Here is a 17,263-nt window from a genome sequence, read left to right as displayed (position 1 = left end):
CCCGCAGGAAAGTGTCGTGGAGGCTATCCCCGGTAACAGCTGCATTGTTCATGAAGTTTCGGTGGAACGGACGCTAAAGTAACCACGCCGTTTTTGGTATGGTGCAGCTCGTTTTTTAACGGACTGCTTTCAAGCCTACGGATCGGCACCTCCTCTACAGTCAAAGAGCTGCTGCAGAAATGCCTGAACCAATACCAATCAAGGATCACGAAAAAGAGACGCGCCTGGTCAATAAAAGACTGATGGCCTGCGCCTTGTTCGTCGTCGCTATTACCTGCGCGCTGGTGGTGCGGCTGTATGTTCTGCAGGTGGTCGAGTATGACTACCACTCGACGATCTCCGAAAACAACCGCGTACACGTATTGCCGATCGCCCCTACCCGCGGGCTGATCTACGACCGCAACGGTGTGCTACTGGCGGACAACCGGCCCAGTTTCAACCTGACCATCACCCGCGAACGCGCCTCCGACGTCAAAGAAGAGCTGGATGAGGTGGTCAACCTCCTGCACCTGCCGGCTGAAGACCGCACGCTGTTCGACAAGGCGATGAAGCAGGCTCGACACCCCTTCGTGCCCGTCACCTTGTTCTACGAACTCAGCGAAGAACAGATTGCGGTGTTGGCAGTCAACGAGTTCCGTTTGCCAGGAATTGACGTAGAGCCACAGTTCGTTCGCCACTACCCGATGGGCGCACACTTCGCACACTCGATCGGCTACGTCGGCCGCATCAACGAGAAAGAATCCAAAGCCCTGGATACGGTGGAATACCGTGGCACCCAAGCCATCGGCAAGACCGGCATCGAGAAATTCTACGAGCCTGAGTTGCACGGCCATGTGGGTTATGAAGAAGTCGAGACCAACGCTCAGGGCCGCGTGCTGCGAGTGCTCAAACACACCGACCCGGTCCCCGGCAAAAACATCGTATTGAGCCTCGACGTCAAACTTCAGGAAGCAGCCGAGGAGGCGTTGGGCGATCGCCGTGGCTCGGTGGTCGCTCTCGATCCGTCGACCGGTGAAGTGCTGGCCATGGTCAGTAAGCCAAGCTTCGACCCGAACATGTTCGTGACGGGTATCAGCTTCAAGGAGTACGCGGCGCTGCACGATTCCATCGACCGGCCGCTGTTCAATCGTGTGCTGCGTGGGCTCTACGCGCCGGGCTCGACCATCAAGCCGGAAGTGGCTATCGCCGGTCTCGACACCGGGGTGGTCACCCCGCAGACCCGCGTCTTCGATCCGGGTTATTACCAGCTACCGGATTTCGATCATAAATACCGTAACTGGAACCACAGTGGCGATGGCTGGGTGGACATGGACGCGGCGATCATGCGCTCCAACGACACCTACTTCTACGACCTGGCGCACAAGCTGGGTATCGATCGCCTGCATGACTACATGGCCATGTTCGGTCTCGGCGAGAAAGTCTCGCTCGACATGTTCGAAGAGTCTGCCGGTTTGATGCCATCGCAAGCCTGGAAGCGTGCCACGCGCCGTCAGGCATGGTTCCCTGGCGAGACAGTGATCCTCGGCATCGGTCAGGGCTACATGCAGGTCACGCCCCTGCAGCTAGCTCAAGCCACCGCGCTGATCGCCAACAAAGGTGTATGGAACCGACCACACCTAGCCAAAACGGTGGATGGCATAGCGCCGGTGGACGAGCATCCGATGCCGAACATCCTGCTCAAGGATCCACGTGACTGGGAGCAGGTCAACCACGGCATGCAGATGGTGATGCACGACGCTCGCGGGATTGCCCGAGCGGCAGCGGCGGGGGCTCAGTACCGCATCGCCGGCAAGAGTGGGACCGCGCAAGTGGTGGCGATCAAACAGGGTGAGCGCTACAACCGGGCGAAAACCCTGGAGCGCAACCGTGACAATGCCTTGTTCGTCGGTTTCGCCCCGGCCGAACATCCGAAGATTGTCATCTCGGTCATGATCGAAAACGGCGAGGCCGGTGGTCGCGTTGCCGGTCCTGTGGTGCGGCAGATCATGGATGCCTGGCTACTCGATCAGGACGGTCACCTGAAGCCGCAATACGCTGTGCCGAGTAAAACGCCGGGCGACCCTCACGTCTAACGATCAAAGCTTCACAGCACAGCCTCACAAAGCATGAGTACGTGCTGGCGGATTGCGAACATTATCTCGGCTCGCCTGCCCTGCAGGGCAGCCCCCAAGTGTTGTCGCAAATCGCGACAACCAATGAGACGACGAACAACCTGTTACGGTCTTGAGACACCTGCTATTGAGGATTAGAATTTTTGGGTGAATGAGGGAACTTTTGCCCGGGCACACATCTGGCGTGAGGGAGGTAGCGATGTTCCTTTCAACCCTGGAAATTCAGAACATCATTGAACATAGTTTTTTGCCCGCTGTGTGCACTTGCAGCATGGAGGCGGACCAGTCCCTGACAATTCGGGTCTGCGATTGCATGACCGGGAAAGTGGATCTGGTGGCCACCCATGTTCCGGTATGGACACTGGATAGCCCCCACGCGATCGCGTCGCTAGTGGCTGATATGCGGCAAGAAATCGAGGCTCACAAAGGCACTCACCTTCCGTTGTACCGCTGAACCTGCGTCACGCCGCACCACGTTGGGGGGCGGCGTGAATCCCGAAGCCGAGAAGGTAGTCCGGCCACCGCCGAGTACCTCTACGGGCTGTTCAGCATCGACCTGAAAACCGGCAAGACCGAAACCATTCGGTAATTGTGGTGCTTGAGCGGATGCTTTCGCGGGCAAGCCTCGCTCCTGCATTGGGTTTTGGTGGGCACACAATTTATGTACCGCCGAAGCCCCCTGTAGGAGCGATGCTTGCCCGCGAAGAGGCCTCAAGAACACCGCAGCATCAAGCCCCAGGCACCGGACAACTCAAATCCCCTTCCTGACACTTCAAGTAAGTCTTGAACGCCTCGACCCGCGCCTTGGTCAGCTCAGTGGTGCAGTTGCTGTAGATCAGCGGATACACACTGCCACCCGCCACCCCGGACGCCGAGAACTTGCACTCGGCATCGCGAAACGCAATCCATGAGCGCTGCGCACCGATCAACAGCTTTTTCGCGTCGGGGCTGTCCTTCAACCGTGTGGTGATCTGCTGATAAAGCGCATTCAGCTCCTTGTCGGCCGCCTTGTTCTGCTGCGCCGCGCACTGATTCATCGTCGTCTGGTCAGTGGCATTGTCGCAGTCAATGGCATGCGCAAAGGGGGTAAACAGCAGCGGCGTCAACGCAAGGAGAAAACGTGGGGGCATGTGGGGTTCGCTGTGATGATGGAAAGTTGGAATGCAGTGTAGCGGGGCGCCGCCAGCCAACAAATCAGAGTCTGGCGCGGTGTATCCGGAAAGCTATGTCTGCCACTCCTGACATTTCTCATTCGATTCATATTCAAGCCAGGGCACGTCATGGGACGTCCAGATATGAGCCTGAGGTGTCATTTTCGGATCATCGTCGAGCGTCGCCACGCGAACGATTACATGGGGTTGGGCCAAGCGCTCTGCCATCAGATGCGATCCGCAGATCGAACAGAAGTGCCGAAGCTTGCCCGGCGACGACTCATAGGTGCTTAGCCGATCCTGTCCTTTTATCCAGCGAAAGTGCTTACGCATGACCCCGGCCGTCGAGGCGAATGCCGCTGCATGTGCCTTGCGACAGGTGTGGCAGTGGCAGTGACTGATGGGCATGTCGAGGCTATCAAGTTCGTATTCGATGGCTTTGCACAAGCAGCTGCCATGCAAGTTATTCATGGGGCTTTTCCTGGTTGCGTGGCTGATATGTCGGCAGCGGCGGCCCGAAGCAGGGCGTCAGCCGTGGCCTCGATGTCTTCGCGCAAGTGCAACTTCGCAAGCCACCCGTCAGGGATGGCCTGCACACCGTAGTGAGCCCCGGCCAACTGGCCGACGATGGCGGCAGTGGTGTCGGCGTCGTCGCCCAGGTTCGCGGCTTCGAGGATGGCGGCTTCAAAACTGTCAGTGTGGTGAAAGCACCACAAGGCCGCTTCCAGTGATGCAACGCAGTAACCGGTACCGCGAATATGGTCTTTGGATTTTCCGAGGTAATCGCCGCGGGCGATGCTCGCGACCTTCGGTTCCACAAACGTCGTCTCTGGCAGGCTCTGCAAATCCTGCCTGGACGCTCCTTGCAATGCCTTGCGGATCAGATCGGCAAGCAACTGACAGCATTCAAGTGCCTCCGGCGCCGCATGGGTAGTGCGCGAGCTGTCTGCGGAAAACCTCCTGATCCGGTCGGGGTCGGGAAAGTAGTACAACACTATTGGCGCTAACCGCATCAGTGAGCCGTTACCGGCCGTATAAGGATCGGTGGATCCCGCGAATGGCTGACCGGTTTGCTGATAACGAGCCAGCGCTTCACGGACGGTCATACCAATGTCGAAGCATTCGCCAGTCGAACTCAGATAACCCCATTGCCACCAGTTGAGGTAACGACCCATTTGATCGGCCGCATCAAAACCTTTTTTGTTCAGCAAGCTTTCTGCCAGGCAAAGTGCCATGGAAGTGTCATCGGTCCATTGCCCTGGCTTCAGATTGAACGGGCCGCCGCCAACCATATCGCTCAGAGGGGCGAATGAGCCGCGCGGCTGGAATTCGGCATGGGTGCCAACGGCATCCCCACAAGCAAGCCCCAGCAGGGTTGCGCGATAACGTTCCGTGAGTGAAGGCTGCATGAATCTTCCTTGTAAGGGTTCCTCGTCGTTGCAAACGTTAGCAGTTTCAGCCCGCTGACTCCCCCGAAAAACCAGAACTTATGGCCAAAACTGAGGCCGAATATTTCAGGTACGGGTGATTGCGGCACCTGTTTGATACAACTTTTAGGTTGGTCTTATGGTCTTTACAGGCCTACTGTTCAATACAGGAGGTGACTTATGAACCCAGCATCAGATCGCATCGAAAGGAAGATCCTGCTCAAGGTCCCGCGTTCGCAGGTCTGGCGCGTGCTGGCCAATGCCGAAGCCTTCGGGCAATGGTTCGGTGTGGCACTCGAAGGCAAGCGTTTTGTCGCCGGCGAGTGGACCCAGGGGCAGATTACTTATCCTGGTTATGAGCACTTGTTGTGGAATGTACTGGTGGAGCGGGTCGAGCCGGAGCGGGTGTTTTCGTTTCGCTGGCACCCGTATGCAGTCGAACCCGATACCGATTACTCCCAAGAGCCCACAACGCTGGTGAAATTCGAACTCCAGGATATGGACGAAGGCACGTTGTTGACGGTTGTCGAGTCCGGTTTCGATCACATCCCGCAGTCGCGCAGGCTCAAGGCGTTCCGCATGGACAGCCGGGGTTGGGATGAGCAGATGAGCAATATCGAAAAATTTCTGGTAGACACCAAGGACCACGAGCGTCAGGGAGGTTGATGGCTGCAGGCCATGAAACTCGTGGCTTCAGCGCATGATGGCTGGTACATCTAAGGGTTTTCGGAGGGGCGGCTATAGCGAATGTCTTACACGTGGTAGTAGCTATGTCGTCTATTGCAGATTGGATCCCAAGCGTAATTTAGCCTCATCAACTGAAGCACAGGAAGTGCTCCAGGGTCACGGATGATCGACCATTGCAAGGATCGCTGCCGACAGGGAGTCGATATGGTCTTGGGAAAAACCCGCTTCGGCGGGTTTTTTTTGCCTGCAGAAAACTGCAGCGCGGTTTCCTGTAGCAGCTGCCGAAGGCTGCGTTCGGCGGCGCAGCAGTCGTAAACCCTACAAGCACGGTGTACCTGAAAGACTGCAGCTCCTGATTTTGCGACTGCTGCGCAGCCGAACGCAGCCTTCGGCAGCTGCTACAAGTGCAGTTTAGGCGTTGAATGGTCAATGGCTTACACGTAGCCAGTGGTATGTCGTCTTTTGAAGCTTCACAGATACGTCTAATCTGGGTCCATCAACTGAAGCACAGGACGTGCTCAGGATCACGGATGATCGACCATACGCCAGGATGGCTGCCGACAGGATGTCGCAATGGTCTTGAGAAACCCGCTTAGGCGGGTTTTTTTATGCCCTTGATTTGCCGCTGGATTGCCTGGGCACGTAGCCGGGCGATGTCCTCGCTCGGCGAGGCGCTCCCGCAGCCGTTTCTTTCACTGGCGGGCGAGTTTCGCCGCTGCACGTTCGGTGATTTCCGAGCGCAATTTCAACGACGCGGCAGCGCGTTTGCGGGCTTCATCCAGCACGCTGACCGGCGCTGTCTCGGGACTTCCCGAAGCAAACGGTGGTGCCGGCGCGTATTCCAACTGCAACTGCACCAGTTGCGCCGTGTCCTTATCGAACAATTCCGCCGCCAGGGTCAGGGCAAAATCGATCCCCGCGGTGATCCCGCCACCGGTCAGCAGATTGCCGTCGCGCACCACCCGATCGTTCACCGGAATCGCTCCCAAAACCCCAAGCAATTGGTGATACGCCCAGTGAGTGGTGGCGCGCTTGCCTTTGAGCAACCCCGCCGCACCAAGCACCAGCGCGCCGGTGCAAACCGAAGTGACATACTTCGCGTTAGCCGCCTGAGCCTTGATGAAGGCCAGGGTTTCGTCATCCTCCATCAACGGCCCAACGCCGCTGCCGCCGGGAATGCAGATCACATCCAGCGGCGGGCAATCGTCGAAGGTTGTGGTCGGTTTCAACACCAGTCCGGTACTCGCGGTGATCGGGACCAGGTCCTTCCAGATCAGATGCACTTTCACGTCCGGCAGCGAGGCCAGCACGTCATAAGGGCCGGTCAGGTCCAGTTGTTGAAGCTGTGGAAACAACAGAAAACCGATCTGCAACGTCATGGCGTTTTTTCTCCTGGTTGAGGTGGACGACTTCACTGTAGGCTCGTAGGATCTGGCGCATACGCCAATAACCCCACGAATTACGCCAAATATGACGAGCCATCCGAAAACCATCCATGTGCTGGCCTTTGCCAACGTGCAACTGCTCGACGTCACCGGGCCGTTGCAGGTGTTCGCCTCGGCCAACGACATTGCTCGCCAGCAAGGTTTGCCACCGCCCTATGCGCCGTCGGTGATTGCCAGCGGTGGCGGGGCGGTGATGTCGTCGGCGGGGTTGGCGCTGTTGGCAGAGCCACTGCCGGAACAGGGCAGCGACACTTTGATCATTGCCGGTGGCTGGGGCGTTTACGCGGCGGCGAAAGACGAGTCGCTGGTGGCCTGGGTACGTGAGCACGCGACGGGGTGTCGGCGGGTGGCGTCGGTGTGCACCGGGGCGTTTTTGCTGGCGGCCAGCGGTTGGCTTGATGGCAGGCGGGTGGTCACACACTGGACCCGTTGCGAGCAATTGGCGCATCAGCATCCCAAACTGCAGGTCGAACCCAACCCGATCTTCATCAACGACGGCCCGGTCTGGACCTCGGCCGGTGTCACCGCGGGCATCGACCTGGCCCTGGCGATGGTCGAAGAAGACCTCGGCCGAACCATGGCCCTGGACGTCGCCCGGCAATTGGTGGTGTTTCTCAAGCGTCCGGGTGGCCAGTCGCAGTTCAGCGTGACCTTGTCCCTGCAAAAGGAAGGCAACCGATTCGACGATCTTCATGCCTGGATCAGCGAAAACCTCACCAAGGACCTCGGCATCCCGACCTTGGCCTTGCAGGCCGGCATGAGCGAGCGCAGCTTCGTCCGTCACTACCGCGCCGACACCGGCCAGACTCCGGCGCGGGCCATCGAACTGATTCGGGTCGAGACCGCGCGACGGCTGCTCAGCGACACCGGTGTACCGATCAAACGGGTCGCGGTGCAATGCGGGTTTGGCAGCGAGGAAACCTTGCGCCGCAGTTTTCTGCGAGCCATGGGCGTGACACCGCAAGCCTATCGCGAGCGGTTTTCCGTCAGCTCCCCTGCAGATCCAGTATTGCCTTGAGGGGCTTGTTCATTTGACACTCCATAGAGGCTGTAATGGGTTATCCGAACAGCACCTTTTGCCAATACTCTTCACTGATGATCGCTATCGGCACACCGCTTTCTCTCAGTTCGACCGCTCTTTTGATCTTTGTCCCGTAGGTGCTATGCAGCCATTGATCATTGCCGATGCTGCCTACCACTAAATAGTGGATCTTCTTGCTGACGGATCCGCCGATAAGCCCGCCACGTTCAATTATCAGTGATTCGCACTCCTTGCGCGGACCGTAAGCCATGATCCCGGTAAACAGGAACACTCGGTCAGCCCAACTTAAAGAGGGCGCCGGGTTATCGAGAGGAAGGCTGGTCGGTGCAGTGAACGTTTGGGCCGAACCAATCGGCAGGCCTGCAAACTGGTGAAGCATCTCCAACAGTTCGCCAGACTCCTCGGCATCAAGCACGCCGTCGCTCAGCATGCCGGCGAGGCGTTTGTAGAGGATATTCACCACCGGATCGCCGAGATGGCTTAAATGAGTTTCGATCCAAGTCTTGAGAAACTCGGCTTCCTGCTGGTTGATCGTACCGTCGGCAGCGAGCCCGGCGGCGATTCCCACCAGTGCGTCAGCCGATCGTCGATCAATCCGCGCTTCGTGGAAGAAACCGCTGTTTTGAAATTCCTGATGTAGGTCGACCATGCGTCCTTCTCCTTAAGCTTCCACGTCCGCCACCTGATTGAAATACTTCGACCGATCCGGCGTAAACGTCACCATCATTTTGGTCCTGGAACAGGTCAATGCCCGTTCTGAGCTCAAATCAATATCCAGATCTTCCCCGCGCAACCCCTGCCATTGGGCGAGGTATTTGAGGGATCCGTATTTTTCGAGTTTCTTCAGACTGCGACTGACACCACCTTTCCAGCCCAGCACCGGGAGTTCGCCGGAGAGGCATTGTTGGGCGAGGTCGGGGAAGCGGACGGCGCGTTGGCGGCCGATTTCCCAGCATTTGATCAGGCCTTTGTCGTGGCCTTCCCACAGTTCATCCCGGTTCAGGCCTGATCGGAGTGGGGTGTCGATGCTGCGATGGATGCGCTGGGTCATTCTGGTTCCTTGAATTCGGGTTTTGTTGGACAGCTCCGCTGTGCCCGTTGACGTGGATGGTAGGGATGGATGTAAGCGGTGGCAACAAAGTATTTCTGGATGTAGGAATGAGTGACTGCGTGTTGATTAGGCGAGTTTGTTTAATAAATGTAGGTGTTTGGCTTACACGATCCTGTGGCGAGGGGGCTTGCCCCCGTTCGGTTGCGCAGCAGCCGTAAACCCAGCAAATGCGGTGTTTCTGGAGGAATGTGGTTGTAGATTTCAGGGCCGCTGCGCGCCCCGACGGGAGCAAGCTCCCTCGCCACAGGGGTATGTAGAATGTGTTTTTGTTTACTGCCTGTAAGCCTTTCTCCTACAAAAAATGCAGCGAAAGCAGGCATTTCCGACGGGTTTTGGCGACAGTAAGCCTTGTGCTGGGCTGATGGCCCTTTCGCGGGCAAGCCTCGCTCCTACGGATTCACACTGAACCTGTGGGAGCGAGGCTTGCCCGCGATGCAGGCGCCTCGGTCTCAAGGCTGCCAGAAGTTTTTCTCCCCGCTCAACTTCCTGTTCAGAAAACTCGCCGCGCTGATCAGCGCCAGGTGCGTCAGCGCTTGTGGTGTGTTGCCCAGATGTCGGGCATGGCTGTCGAACTCTTCGGCATACAGCCCCAGCGGGTTGGCGTACTTCAGCAATTGTTCGAACTCCAGGTGCGCTTTCTCCACTTGGCCGGCCCGGGCCAGGCATTCGACGTACCAGAACGAGCACGCGGCGAAGGCGCCTTCGGTGCCGGGCAGGCCGTCGATCTGGCTGTCGTCGTTGCGGTAGCGGTAGACCATGCCCGCACGCACCAGGTTTTTTTCGATGGCTTCGAGGGTCGAAATCCAGCGCGGATCCTTGGCGCTGACGAAGCGCACCAGCGGCATCAATAGCATCGAGCCGTCGAGGCCGGTACCGCCGATGTGCTGGACGAAATGCCCGCGTTCTTCGTTCCAGAAGTTGCTCCAGATGTCGGTGTAGATCGCTTGACGGGTCTGGTCCCAGCGGGCGAACGGGGCGGGCAGCGAGCGTTTGGAGGCCAGCCGGATGGCCCGGTCCACGGCTACCCAACACATCAGTCGCGAGTGCAGGAAATGATACTGCTCGCCGCGCATTTCCCAGATGCCGACGTCTTTTTGCTGCCAGGTTTCGCAGACCTGATCGACCACCTCCACGGTGTGTTTCCAGCCTTCATGGGAGATGGCCTCACCGTACTTGTTGACCAGGTACACCGCGTCCAACAGCTCACCGAAGATGTCGAGCTGGATTTGCTCGTAGGCCTGATTGCCGATGCGTACCGGTGTCGCGTCGCCATGACCGGCCAAGTGTGGAAGTTCGACCTCCGGCAGTTCTTGGCGACCGTCGATGGCGTAGAGGATGTTGAGTTTCCTGGTCTTGCCGTGACAATCCCTGACCCGGCAGCGCAGCCAGCGCATGTAGGCGTTGGCCTCCTCGACGAAGCCCAGGCGCATGAAGGCATAGACGGTGAACGAGGCGTCGCGGATCCAGGTGTAGCGGTAGTCCCAGTTGCGTTCGCCGCCGGGCGTTTCCGGCAGGCCGAAGGTGGCGGCGGCGAGGATGGCGCCGTGCTTGCGCGAGGTCAGCAGCTTCAAGGCCAGGGCCGAGCGATTGACCATTTCCCGCCAGCGACCGCGATAATTGGACTGCCCGATCCAGTCACGCCAGAACTTCAGGGTGCGTTCCAGGCACAGCGCGGCGGCGCCTTCCTTGAAGCGCGCATCGTCAACGCCGCCGAGCAGGAACTCGGCGCTCTGGTCCTGTTCGAGGATGAATTCGGCGACGGCCACATGGCCCTCGATGCGTAAGTGCTGATCCGAACACAGCTGCATGGCTGGCTGGCCGGTGGCCTCGAAATACACACTTCGATCACGTGCGCGAGCCTTGGTCGGAGCCCGAGCATAGTCATGACGAACAGCGCAGCGCATGCGGATCGTCGCTTGTCCGCTGACCACTCGCACCCGGCGCATCAACATCGGCAAATCATCTTCGCTGTCGCCGATGGGCAGCAGGTCGGTGACTTCGACCACCGCGTGATCGCTGAGCCAGCGGGTTTGCAGGACGTTGGTGTCGGGCAGGTATATCTGCTCGCGACGGGCATCGGGCAGGTCCGGGGCCAATTGGAAGATGCCGGCTTCGGGGCTGTCCAGCAGCGAGCAGAAGATCGACGGACTGTCGAATTCCGGCCAGCAGAAAAAGTCCACGCTGCCCTTGTCGTTGACCAGCGCCGCGCTGCGCATGTCGCCAATGATGCCGTGGGCGTCGATGGCGCTTTGTCGTTCGGAATGATCAACCATTGCCGCAGTGCTCCGGGGAACCGAGGGTCTAACTAGCTGACCGGTTTGAGCCGCAGAGAGTTCATTTGCCGGCATGTGGCAAGTTGCAGGCCCTTGTTGAGGCCGGACCCCATCGCGGTCGGACTGAGTTGCAAACCGCTTATGCGCTGGAATCGGTGCTGGACGAGGTGCTTTATTGTCGGGCCGCCGCTGTCGGTGGGGTAGCCCGGTGCAATGCAATTCAAAATGTGGGAGCGAGCCTGCTCGCGAAGACGGTCTGGCAGGCGACATTGATGTTGAAGGTGATGGCCTCTTCGCGAGCAAGCCCGCTCCCACAGGGGTTATATGTCGAGCATAAATAACCGGGGCAATGCAGATCCAGAGTGCAGCAGGCTTGCTCCCATAAAGGATTACCAGCCTCTTCCCGAATTCACCCAGAAATTCACCGACAACGAAGTCGACACCGATTCCACCTGATGGAACCAGCCTTCGGGTAGAAACAGCAGGTCGCCGGCCTCCAGGGTCACCCGCAGAAACGTCACGTCCCGCGCGCCGGGAAAGCGTTGATAATCCGGCGCATCCGGATTGAAATCACAACCGTCGAGCCCGCCCTGGGGGGCCGTCGACCAAGTGCCGAGGGCTTCGCGGTGATGAGGCGCGGCGAGGGTGAAGGTTTTCTGGCCCCAGACTTGTGCGAACAGGTTGTCGGTATCGTCGCGATGCAGCGGTGTCAGCGTGCCCTTGGGGCCGATCCAGATGCGTGGCGGGATGAACAGCGCTTGATCGAAATAGAGTGGGTACTTGATCTGCTCCATCAATTGGGCGGGCAGGATATTGTTGCCCATGTACGCCGGTGGTTCGCCATCGGCGCTTTTGACCGCCGGGGTATCCAGCGAGGCGATGAACGCGGCCATGGAGGTGGAGCGGAAATCCCGTTCCGTGGAGAAGGTTTTCTTCACGTAATCGCCGTGTCGGGTGATGCCTTGCAGTTCGGCGAAATGCACCAGCGATTCTTCACGGCTGAGCTTGAACAGGGGCCAGTCTTGCAGGGCATCGCTGATCACCAGCGGAATACCGTGGGGCAGGTAGCTTGTCTCGAACTCCAGCACCGACAGCTCGCTGCGTGGCCGGCGCTCCACCGAATATTGGGTTGGCAGGCTCGCGGAGACCTTTTCGCTGAAACGCGGTGGGGTCGGGTAGCGCTTGTTCATGTCGACCTTTTCCACCACACCGCCCCCATGGCGAGCGTGATCGATGATCTGCGGCAGCATCGTCGCCAGGCCCATGTTGCCGCCGATTTTCAAGCGACCGCTGGCGAACAGCTCCTCGACGTTGGCCATGCCGCCCATGATCCCGAGAAAGTCCTTTTCCGCAACTTCGATGGTCACGTCGGGGCTGGCATGTCGGCCGGCTTCGGTGCGGCTGCTGGCCTTGACCTCGGACCAGTACGCCTGGTGCGGGCCGAACACGAATTGAAAAACCCCTTCGATGCCGACGGCACCGGCATTGGCGAACAGTTTGCCCAGGATGGTCTGCAGGTCCACGGCTTTTGCCCCTTGTTGGTTTTGGTCTGAGCTGGTTTTGGTCTTAACAGGGGACGATAACCTGCAGCGGAAATTTAACCGGCGCTGACTAATTTGCGTCGCTTGCGGACCGTCCCTCCTTACAGACGACTTTTTGAGGTGAACGTGGTGACCAAGCTGACCTTGCTGTGCCTGCCGTACTCTGGCGCCAGTGCCATGGTCTACAGCCGCTGGCGGCGCAAGTTGCCGCAATGGCTGCAGTTGCAGCCGGTAGAGTTGCCGGGGCGGGGCGCACGGTTCGGCGAACCGCTGCACACCGACATGCGCGCACTGGCGATGCAATTGGCCAGGGAGCTGCGTTCGACGCTCAAGGCGCCCTACGCCTTGTTTGGTCATAGCCTGGGTGCCTTGCTGGCGTGCGAGATGGCCCACGCCTTTCGTGAGCTGGGCTGCCCGGAACCGGTGGCCCTGTTTGCCTCGGGAACGGCGGCACCCACGATGCGGGCCGACTACGACCGCGGCTTTGCCGAGCCGAAAACCGATGGGCAGTTGATCGAGCAGCTACGAACGCTCAACGGCACCAGCGAAGAGGTGCTGGCCAATGAAGAGCTAATGAGCCTGACGCTGCCGATTCTGCGCGCGGATTTTCTGCTGTGCGGACATTTTCAGCCGGTGCAGCGGCCATTGCTCAAGTGCCCGGTGCACGTGCTGGGAGGCAAGTCCGACAAGGCCACCACCGAACAGTTGATCGGTTGGAGCAAGGAAACCCATGGCAGCTTTTCGGTGGACATGCTGGCCGGCGGGCACTTCTTCATCCATGAGCACGAAGCCAAGGTGCTACGGGTGATCAAGGATCAGTTGGAGGTTCATCATCGGCGGGGAGCCATGGTTGCCACGGCCTGAATTCCACCCTGTTTCACCTTGTGGAAGCGAGCCTGTGTGGCGAGGGGGCTTGCCCCCGTTGGGGTGCGAAGCGCCCCCGGCATTTCAAAGTCAAACCGCATACATAGGGTTTACGACTGCTTCGCAGCCGAACGGGGGCAAGCCCCCTCGCCACACAAGGGCTACGACCATCTGTGTTTCCTCGCTCGACCTCCCTTCCTGATACTTATTCTCAAACGCTAATTTTTCCGGTCTGCATTCGTTTTATAGGGACGACGTGCCTTTGTGCTTCCTGCCTACTGATCCGGATGCTAAGAAATGAATGCTGAAGACTCCTTGAAACTTGCTCGCCGGTTTATCGGGTTGCCCCTGGAAAAGCGCCAGATGTTCCTTGCGGCCTTGCACAAGGAGGGCGTGGACTTCGCCCGTTTTCCGATTCCGCAAGGGGTCGAGGCCGAGGACCGGCAGGCGCTGTCCTACGCTCAGCAGCGCATGTGGTTTCTCTGGCAACTGGACCCGCACAGTGGCGCCTATAACTTGCCGGGTGCGGTGCGTCTGACCGGGCGGTTGAATCTGCCGGCCCTGGAGCAGGCGTTCGCCAGCCTGGTGGCGCGTCATGAAACCCTGCGCACGGTGTTCCAGCGTCAGGCCGACGAGACCCTGCAACAAGTGCCGGCCAGTGTGCCGCTGGTGATCGAACAGGTCGATTTCAGTGCCTTGCCGGCCCTTGAGCGCGAGCAGGCCGTGGCCGAGGCCGCCCAGCAGCAATCGTTGCTGCCGTTCGACCTTGCCGTCGGGCCGCTGCTGCGGGTCAAGCTGCTCAAGCTCGCCGAGCAGGAGCACGTGCTGCTACTGACCTTGCACCACATCGTTTCTGATGGCTGGTCGATGAATGTGTTGATCGATGAGTTCATCCGCTGCTACGACGCCCATGATGCAGGCGCGCAACCGCAGCTCGCACCGCTGCCGATTCAGTACAGCGACTATGCGTTGTGGCAACGCCGCTGGCTGGAAGCCGGGGAACAGGCGCGGCAACTGGAATACTGGCAAGCCCAATTGGGCGACGAGCACCCGGTGCTGGAGTTGCCCACCGATCACCCGCGCCCGGCGATGCCCAGCTATCGCGGTACACGTTATGAGTTCGGGATCGATGGCCAACTGGCCGAGCAACTGCGAGCCACCGCGCAGAAACACAACATTACCTTGTTCATGCTGTTGCTCGGCGCTTTCAACGCCTTGCTGCACCGTTACACCGGGCAGACCGACATCCGCGTCGGCGTGCCGATCGCCAATCGCAACCGCGGTGAAATCGAAGGCCTGATCGGTTTCTTCGTCAACACCCAAGTGCTGCGGACCCGGCTCGACGGCCAGACCCGCGTGGCCGATTTGCTCGGTGACATCAAGGAAACCGCCCTCGGCGCCCAGGCCCATCAGGACTTGCCGTTCGAGCGGCTGGTGGAAGCGTTGAAGCTGGAGCGCAGCCTCAGTCACACGCCGTTGTTCCAGGTGATGTATAACCATCAGCCGCAGGTGGCAGACATTTCCACAGTCGCCACCGCGTCGGGCCTGGAACTGGGCGTGATCGAATGGGAAGGGCGCACCACCCAGTTCGACCTGACCCTGGATACCTATGAAAAGGCCGGCAAACTGCACGCCGCGCTGACCTACGCCAACGACCTGTTCGACGCCGCGACCATCGCCCGCATGGCACGGCACTGGACCCATCTGTTGCGCGGCATGGTCAACGACAGCCAGCAGCGCATCAGCGATTTGCCGTTGCTTGAGACCGCGGAGTATCAGCGCATCGTTCACGACTGGAACCGCGCTGACCAAGGATTCGCCGATGATCTGTGCATCCATGAGCTGATCGCCAGGCAAGTCGCGGCCATGCCGGACGCGCTGGCGGTGACCTTCGCCGCCAAACAACTGACCTACGCCGAACTCGACGCTCAGGCCAATCGTCTGGCCCATAAACTGATCGAGTCGGGTGTGGGGCCGGAAGTGCGGGTCGGCGTGGCGATGCAGCGTACCGACAGTCTGCTGGTGGCGTTGCTGGCGGTGCTCAAGGCCGGCGGTGCCTACGTGCCGCTGGACCCGGATTACCCGGCCGAACGAGTGGCCTACATGCTCGAAGACAGTCGCGCCTTGGTGCTGTTGACCGAGCAGGCGTTGGCCGCGACGCTGCCCGTGACTGCGCAAACCCAAGTGCTGCTGATGGACGCCGCAGAGCCGTGGCTGGCCGCTTACCCGAGCAGCGCGCCGGTGACCCGCGTCACGCCGGATAATCTGGCTTACGTGATCTACACCTCCGGCTCCACCGGCAAGCCCAAAGGCGTGGCCATCGCCCATCGCAACGTGCTGGCGCTGATCGACTGGTCGCAATCGGTCTATAGCCGCGACGATATTCAGGGTGTACTGGCCTCGACGTCGGTGTGCTTCGACCTGTCGGTGTGGGAGCTGTTTGTCACCTTGGCCAATGGCGGCTCAGTGATCATCGCGCGCAACGCCCTGGAGTTGCCGCAATTGCTGGCTCGTGATCAGGTGCGCCTGATCAACACCGTGCCATCGGCGATCAATGCATTGCAGCGCGACGGACAGATTCCGCCGAGTGTGCGCATCATCAACCTCGCCGGTGAGCCGCTGAAGCAGAGCTTGGTGGATGCGTTGTATCAGCAGTCGACCCTCGAGCACGTCTACGACCTCTACGGTCCATCGGAAGACACCACCTATTCCACCTGGACTCGGCGCGAAGCCGGCGGCACCGCCAACATCGGCCGCCCGCTCAAACACACCGCCGGCTATTTGCTGGACGCCGATCTGCAACCGGTGCCCCAAGGTGTATCGGCCGAGCTGTACCTGGCTGGCGCCGGCATCACCCGAGGTTACCTGGCGCGGCCGGGCATGACCGCCGAGAAGTACGTGCCGAACCCGTTCGCCAGCAACGGCGAGCGCCTGTATCGCACGGGCGATTTGACCCGTTATCAGGTCGACGGTGCATTGCAATACGTCGGTCGCATCGACCATCAGGTCAAGGTTCGGGGATTTCGTATCGAACTCGGTGAGATCGAAGCGCGGCTGTTGCAGCAGGACGCGGTGCGCGAACTGGCAGTGCTGGCGCAGGACGGCGCCAGCGGTCAGCAACTGGTCGCCTACATCGTGCCGACCGATGCAGGCGTGTTGACGGGCAATGCCGATGCTCAAGCGAGCCTGCGTGAAACCCTGAAAGCCGCGTTGCGCCAACATTTACCGGATTACATGGTGCCGGCTTATCTGCTGTTCCTCGAACAATTGCCGCTGACGCCCAACGGCAAACTCGACCGCAAAGCCTTGCCTGCGGTCGACGGCACTCAGCAGCAACGCGAACACGTGGCGCCACGTTCGGCGCTGGAAAAGTCCGTGGCAGCGATCTGGCAGGACGTTCTGGCCATCGACAACGTCGGTCTGGAAGACAACTTCTTCGAACTGGGCGGCGACTCCATTGTGTCGATGCAGGTGGTCAGCCGCGCGCGTCAGGCGGGCATCGTGTTGAGTCCCAAGGACCTGTTCCAGCACCAGACCATTCGCAGCCTGGCGCAAGTGGCCCGCAGCGGTGAACAGAACCTGATCGATCAAGGTCCGGCCGTTGGCGCGGT

Annotated in this window: 14 protein-coding genes (1 of these 14 cut by a window edge); 6 read left to right on the top strand and 8 right to left on the bottom strand. The window is 59.7% G+C overall.

Annotated elements, in window-relative coordinates:
• Positions 1-179: 179 nt before the first annotated feature.
• Positions 180-2,072, top strand: a complete 1,893-nt coding sequence (gene mrdA / locus JFU11_RS25945) for a penicillin-binding protein 2 (protein WP_201062526.1) — start codon at positions 180-182, stop codon at positions 2,070-2,072.
• A gap of 238 nt (positions 2,073-2,310) precedes the next feature.
• On the top strand, positions 2,311-2,565 hold the full coding sequence (locus JFU11_RS25940; RefSeq protein ID WP_123720443.1) for a DUF1652 domain-containing protein: 255 nt from the start codon (positions 2,311-2,313) through the stop codon (positions 2,563-2,565).
• A gap of 274 nt (positions 2,566-2,839) precedes the next feature.
• On the opposite strand, the gene JFU11_RS25935 is transcribed toward JFU11_RS25940, so the two are convergent.
• The 3 genes from JFU11_RS25935 to JFU11_RS25925 all read right to left on the bottom strand — a co-directional run bounded on the left by JFU11_RS25935 (position 2,840) and on the right by JFU11_RS25925 (position 4,671).
• A complete protein-coding gene (locus JFU11_RS25935; protein WP_123720442.1) occupies positions 2,840-3,241 on the bottom strand; it encodes a lysozyme inhibitor LprI family protein in 402 nt (133 codons plus the stop codon).
• Between the two features lie 93 nt (positions 3,242-3,334).
• A complete protein-coding gene (locus JFU11_RS25930; protein ID WP_123720441.1) occupies positions 3,335-3,733 on the bottom strand; it encodes a GFA family protein in 399 nt (132 codons plus the stop codon).
• Complete coding sequence (locus JFU11_RS25925) at positions 3,730-4,671, bottom strand: ADP-ribosylglycohydrolase family protein (protein WP_123720440.1); 942 nt, start codon at positions 4,669-4,671, stop codon at positions 3,730-3,732. Before JFU11_RS25925 ends, JFU11_RS25930 begins: the two co-directional genes overlap by 4 nt.
• A 198-nt stretch (positions 4,672-4,869) precedes the next feature.
• Here JFU11_RS25925 and JFU11_RS25920 point away from each other — a divergent pair, with 198 nt between their 5' ends.
• A complete protein-coding gene (locus JFU11_RS25920; RefSeq protein ID WP_007907615.1) occupies positions 4,870-5,355 on the top strand; it encodes an SRPBCC family protein in 486 nt (161 codons plus the stop codon).
• Positions 5,356-6,068: 713 nt separating this feature from the next.
• On the opposite strand, the gene inhA is transcribed toward JFU11_RS25920, so the two are convergent.
• Positions 6,069-6,755, bottom strand: coding sequence for an isonitrile hydratase (inhA, locus tag JFU11_RS25915; RefSeq protein ID WP_201062525.1), 687 nt, complete (start codon positions 6,753-6,755; stop codon positions 6,069-6,071).
• 91 nt (positions 6,756-6,846) lie between these two features.
• Between inhA and JFU11_RS25910 the strand changes: the two genes are divergently transcribed.
• Complete coding sequence (locus JFU11_RS25910; protein WP_201062524.1) at positions 6,847-7,839, top strand: GlxA family transcriptional regulator; 993 nt, start codon at positions 6,847-6,849, stop codon at positions 7,837-7,839.
• Between the two features lie 40 nt (positions 7,840-7,879).
• On the opposite strand, the gene JFU11_RS25905 is transcribed toward JFU11_RS25910, so the two are convergent.
• The 4 genes from JFU11_RS25905 to JFU11_RS25890 all read right to left on the bottom strand — a co-directional run bounded on the left by JFU11_RS25905 (position 7,880) and on the right by JFU11_RS25890 (position 12,770).
• The gene (locus JFU11_RS25905) at positions 7,880-8,512 is read right to left on the bottom strand and encodes a BRCT domain-containing protein (RefSeq protein WP_201062523.1); all 633 of its coding nucleotides are present in this window, start codon (positions 8,510-8,512) and stop codon (positions 7,880-7,882) included.
• A gap of 12 nt (positions 8,513-8,524) precedes the next feature.
• Positions 8,525-8,914 carry a hypothetical protein gene (locus tag JFU11_RS25900; RefSeq protein ID WP_052963087.1) on the bottom strand — a complete coding sequence of 130 codons (390 nt, stop codon included), beginning with the start codon at positions 8,912-8,914 and terminating at the stop codon, positions 8,525-8,527.
• A gap of 509 nt (positions 8,915-9,423) precedes the next feature.
• Complete coding sequence (locus tag JFU11_RS25895; protein ID WP_201062522.1) at positions 9,424-11,247, bottom strand: glycoside hydrolase family 15 protein; 1,824 nt, start codon at positions 11,245-11,247, stop codon at positions 9,424-9,426.
• 389 nt (positions 11,248-11,636) lie between these two features.
• On the bottom strand, positions 11,637-12,770 hold the full coding sequence (locus JFU11_RS25890; protein ID WP_123720430.1) for a cupin-like domain-containing protein: 1,134 nt from the start codon (positions 12,768-12,770) through the stop codon (positions 11,637-11,639).
• Between the two features lie 144 nt (positions 12,771-12,914).
• Here JFU11_RS25890 and JFU11_RS25885 point away from each other — a divergent pair, with 144 nt between their 5' ends.
• Together JFU11_RS25885 and JFU11_RS25880 are read left to right on the top strand one after the other, a co-directional pair.
• Positions 12,915-13,652, top strand: coding sequence for an alpha/beta fold hydrolase (locus JFU11_RS25885; RefSeq protein ID WP_201121407.1), 738 nt, complete (start codon positions 12,915-12,917; stop codon positions 13,650-13,652).
• Positions 13,653-13,949: 297 nt separating this feature from the next.
• On the top strand, positions 13,950-17,263 hold the beginning of the coding sequence (locus tag JFU11_RS25880; protein ID WP_201062520.1) for a non-ribosomal peptide synthase/polyketide synthase. The gene runs 9,067 nt beyond the window's last position; the window shows 3,314 of its 12,381 coding nt (coding positions 1-3,314); it begins with the start codon at positions 13,950-13,952; the stop codon falls past the right edge of the window.

Source organism: Pseudomonas sp. TH37 (genome assembly GCF_016650735.1).
Taxonomy (GTDB): Bacteria; Pseudomonadota; Gammaproteobacteria; order Pseudomonadales; family Pseudomonadaceae; genus Aquipseudomonas; species Aquipseudomonas farris.
The sequence above is the reverse complement of the archived record's forward strand: the minus strand, read 5'-3'. Positions and strand labels throughout refer to the sequence as shown.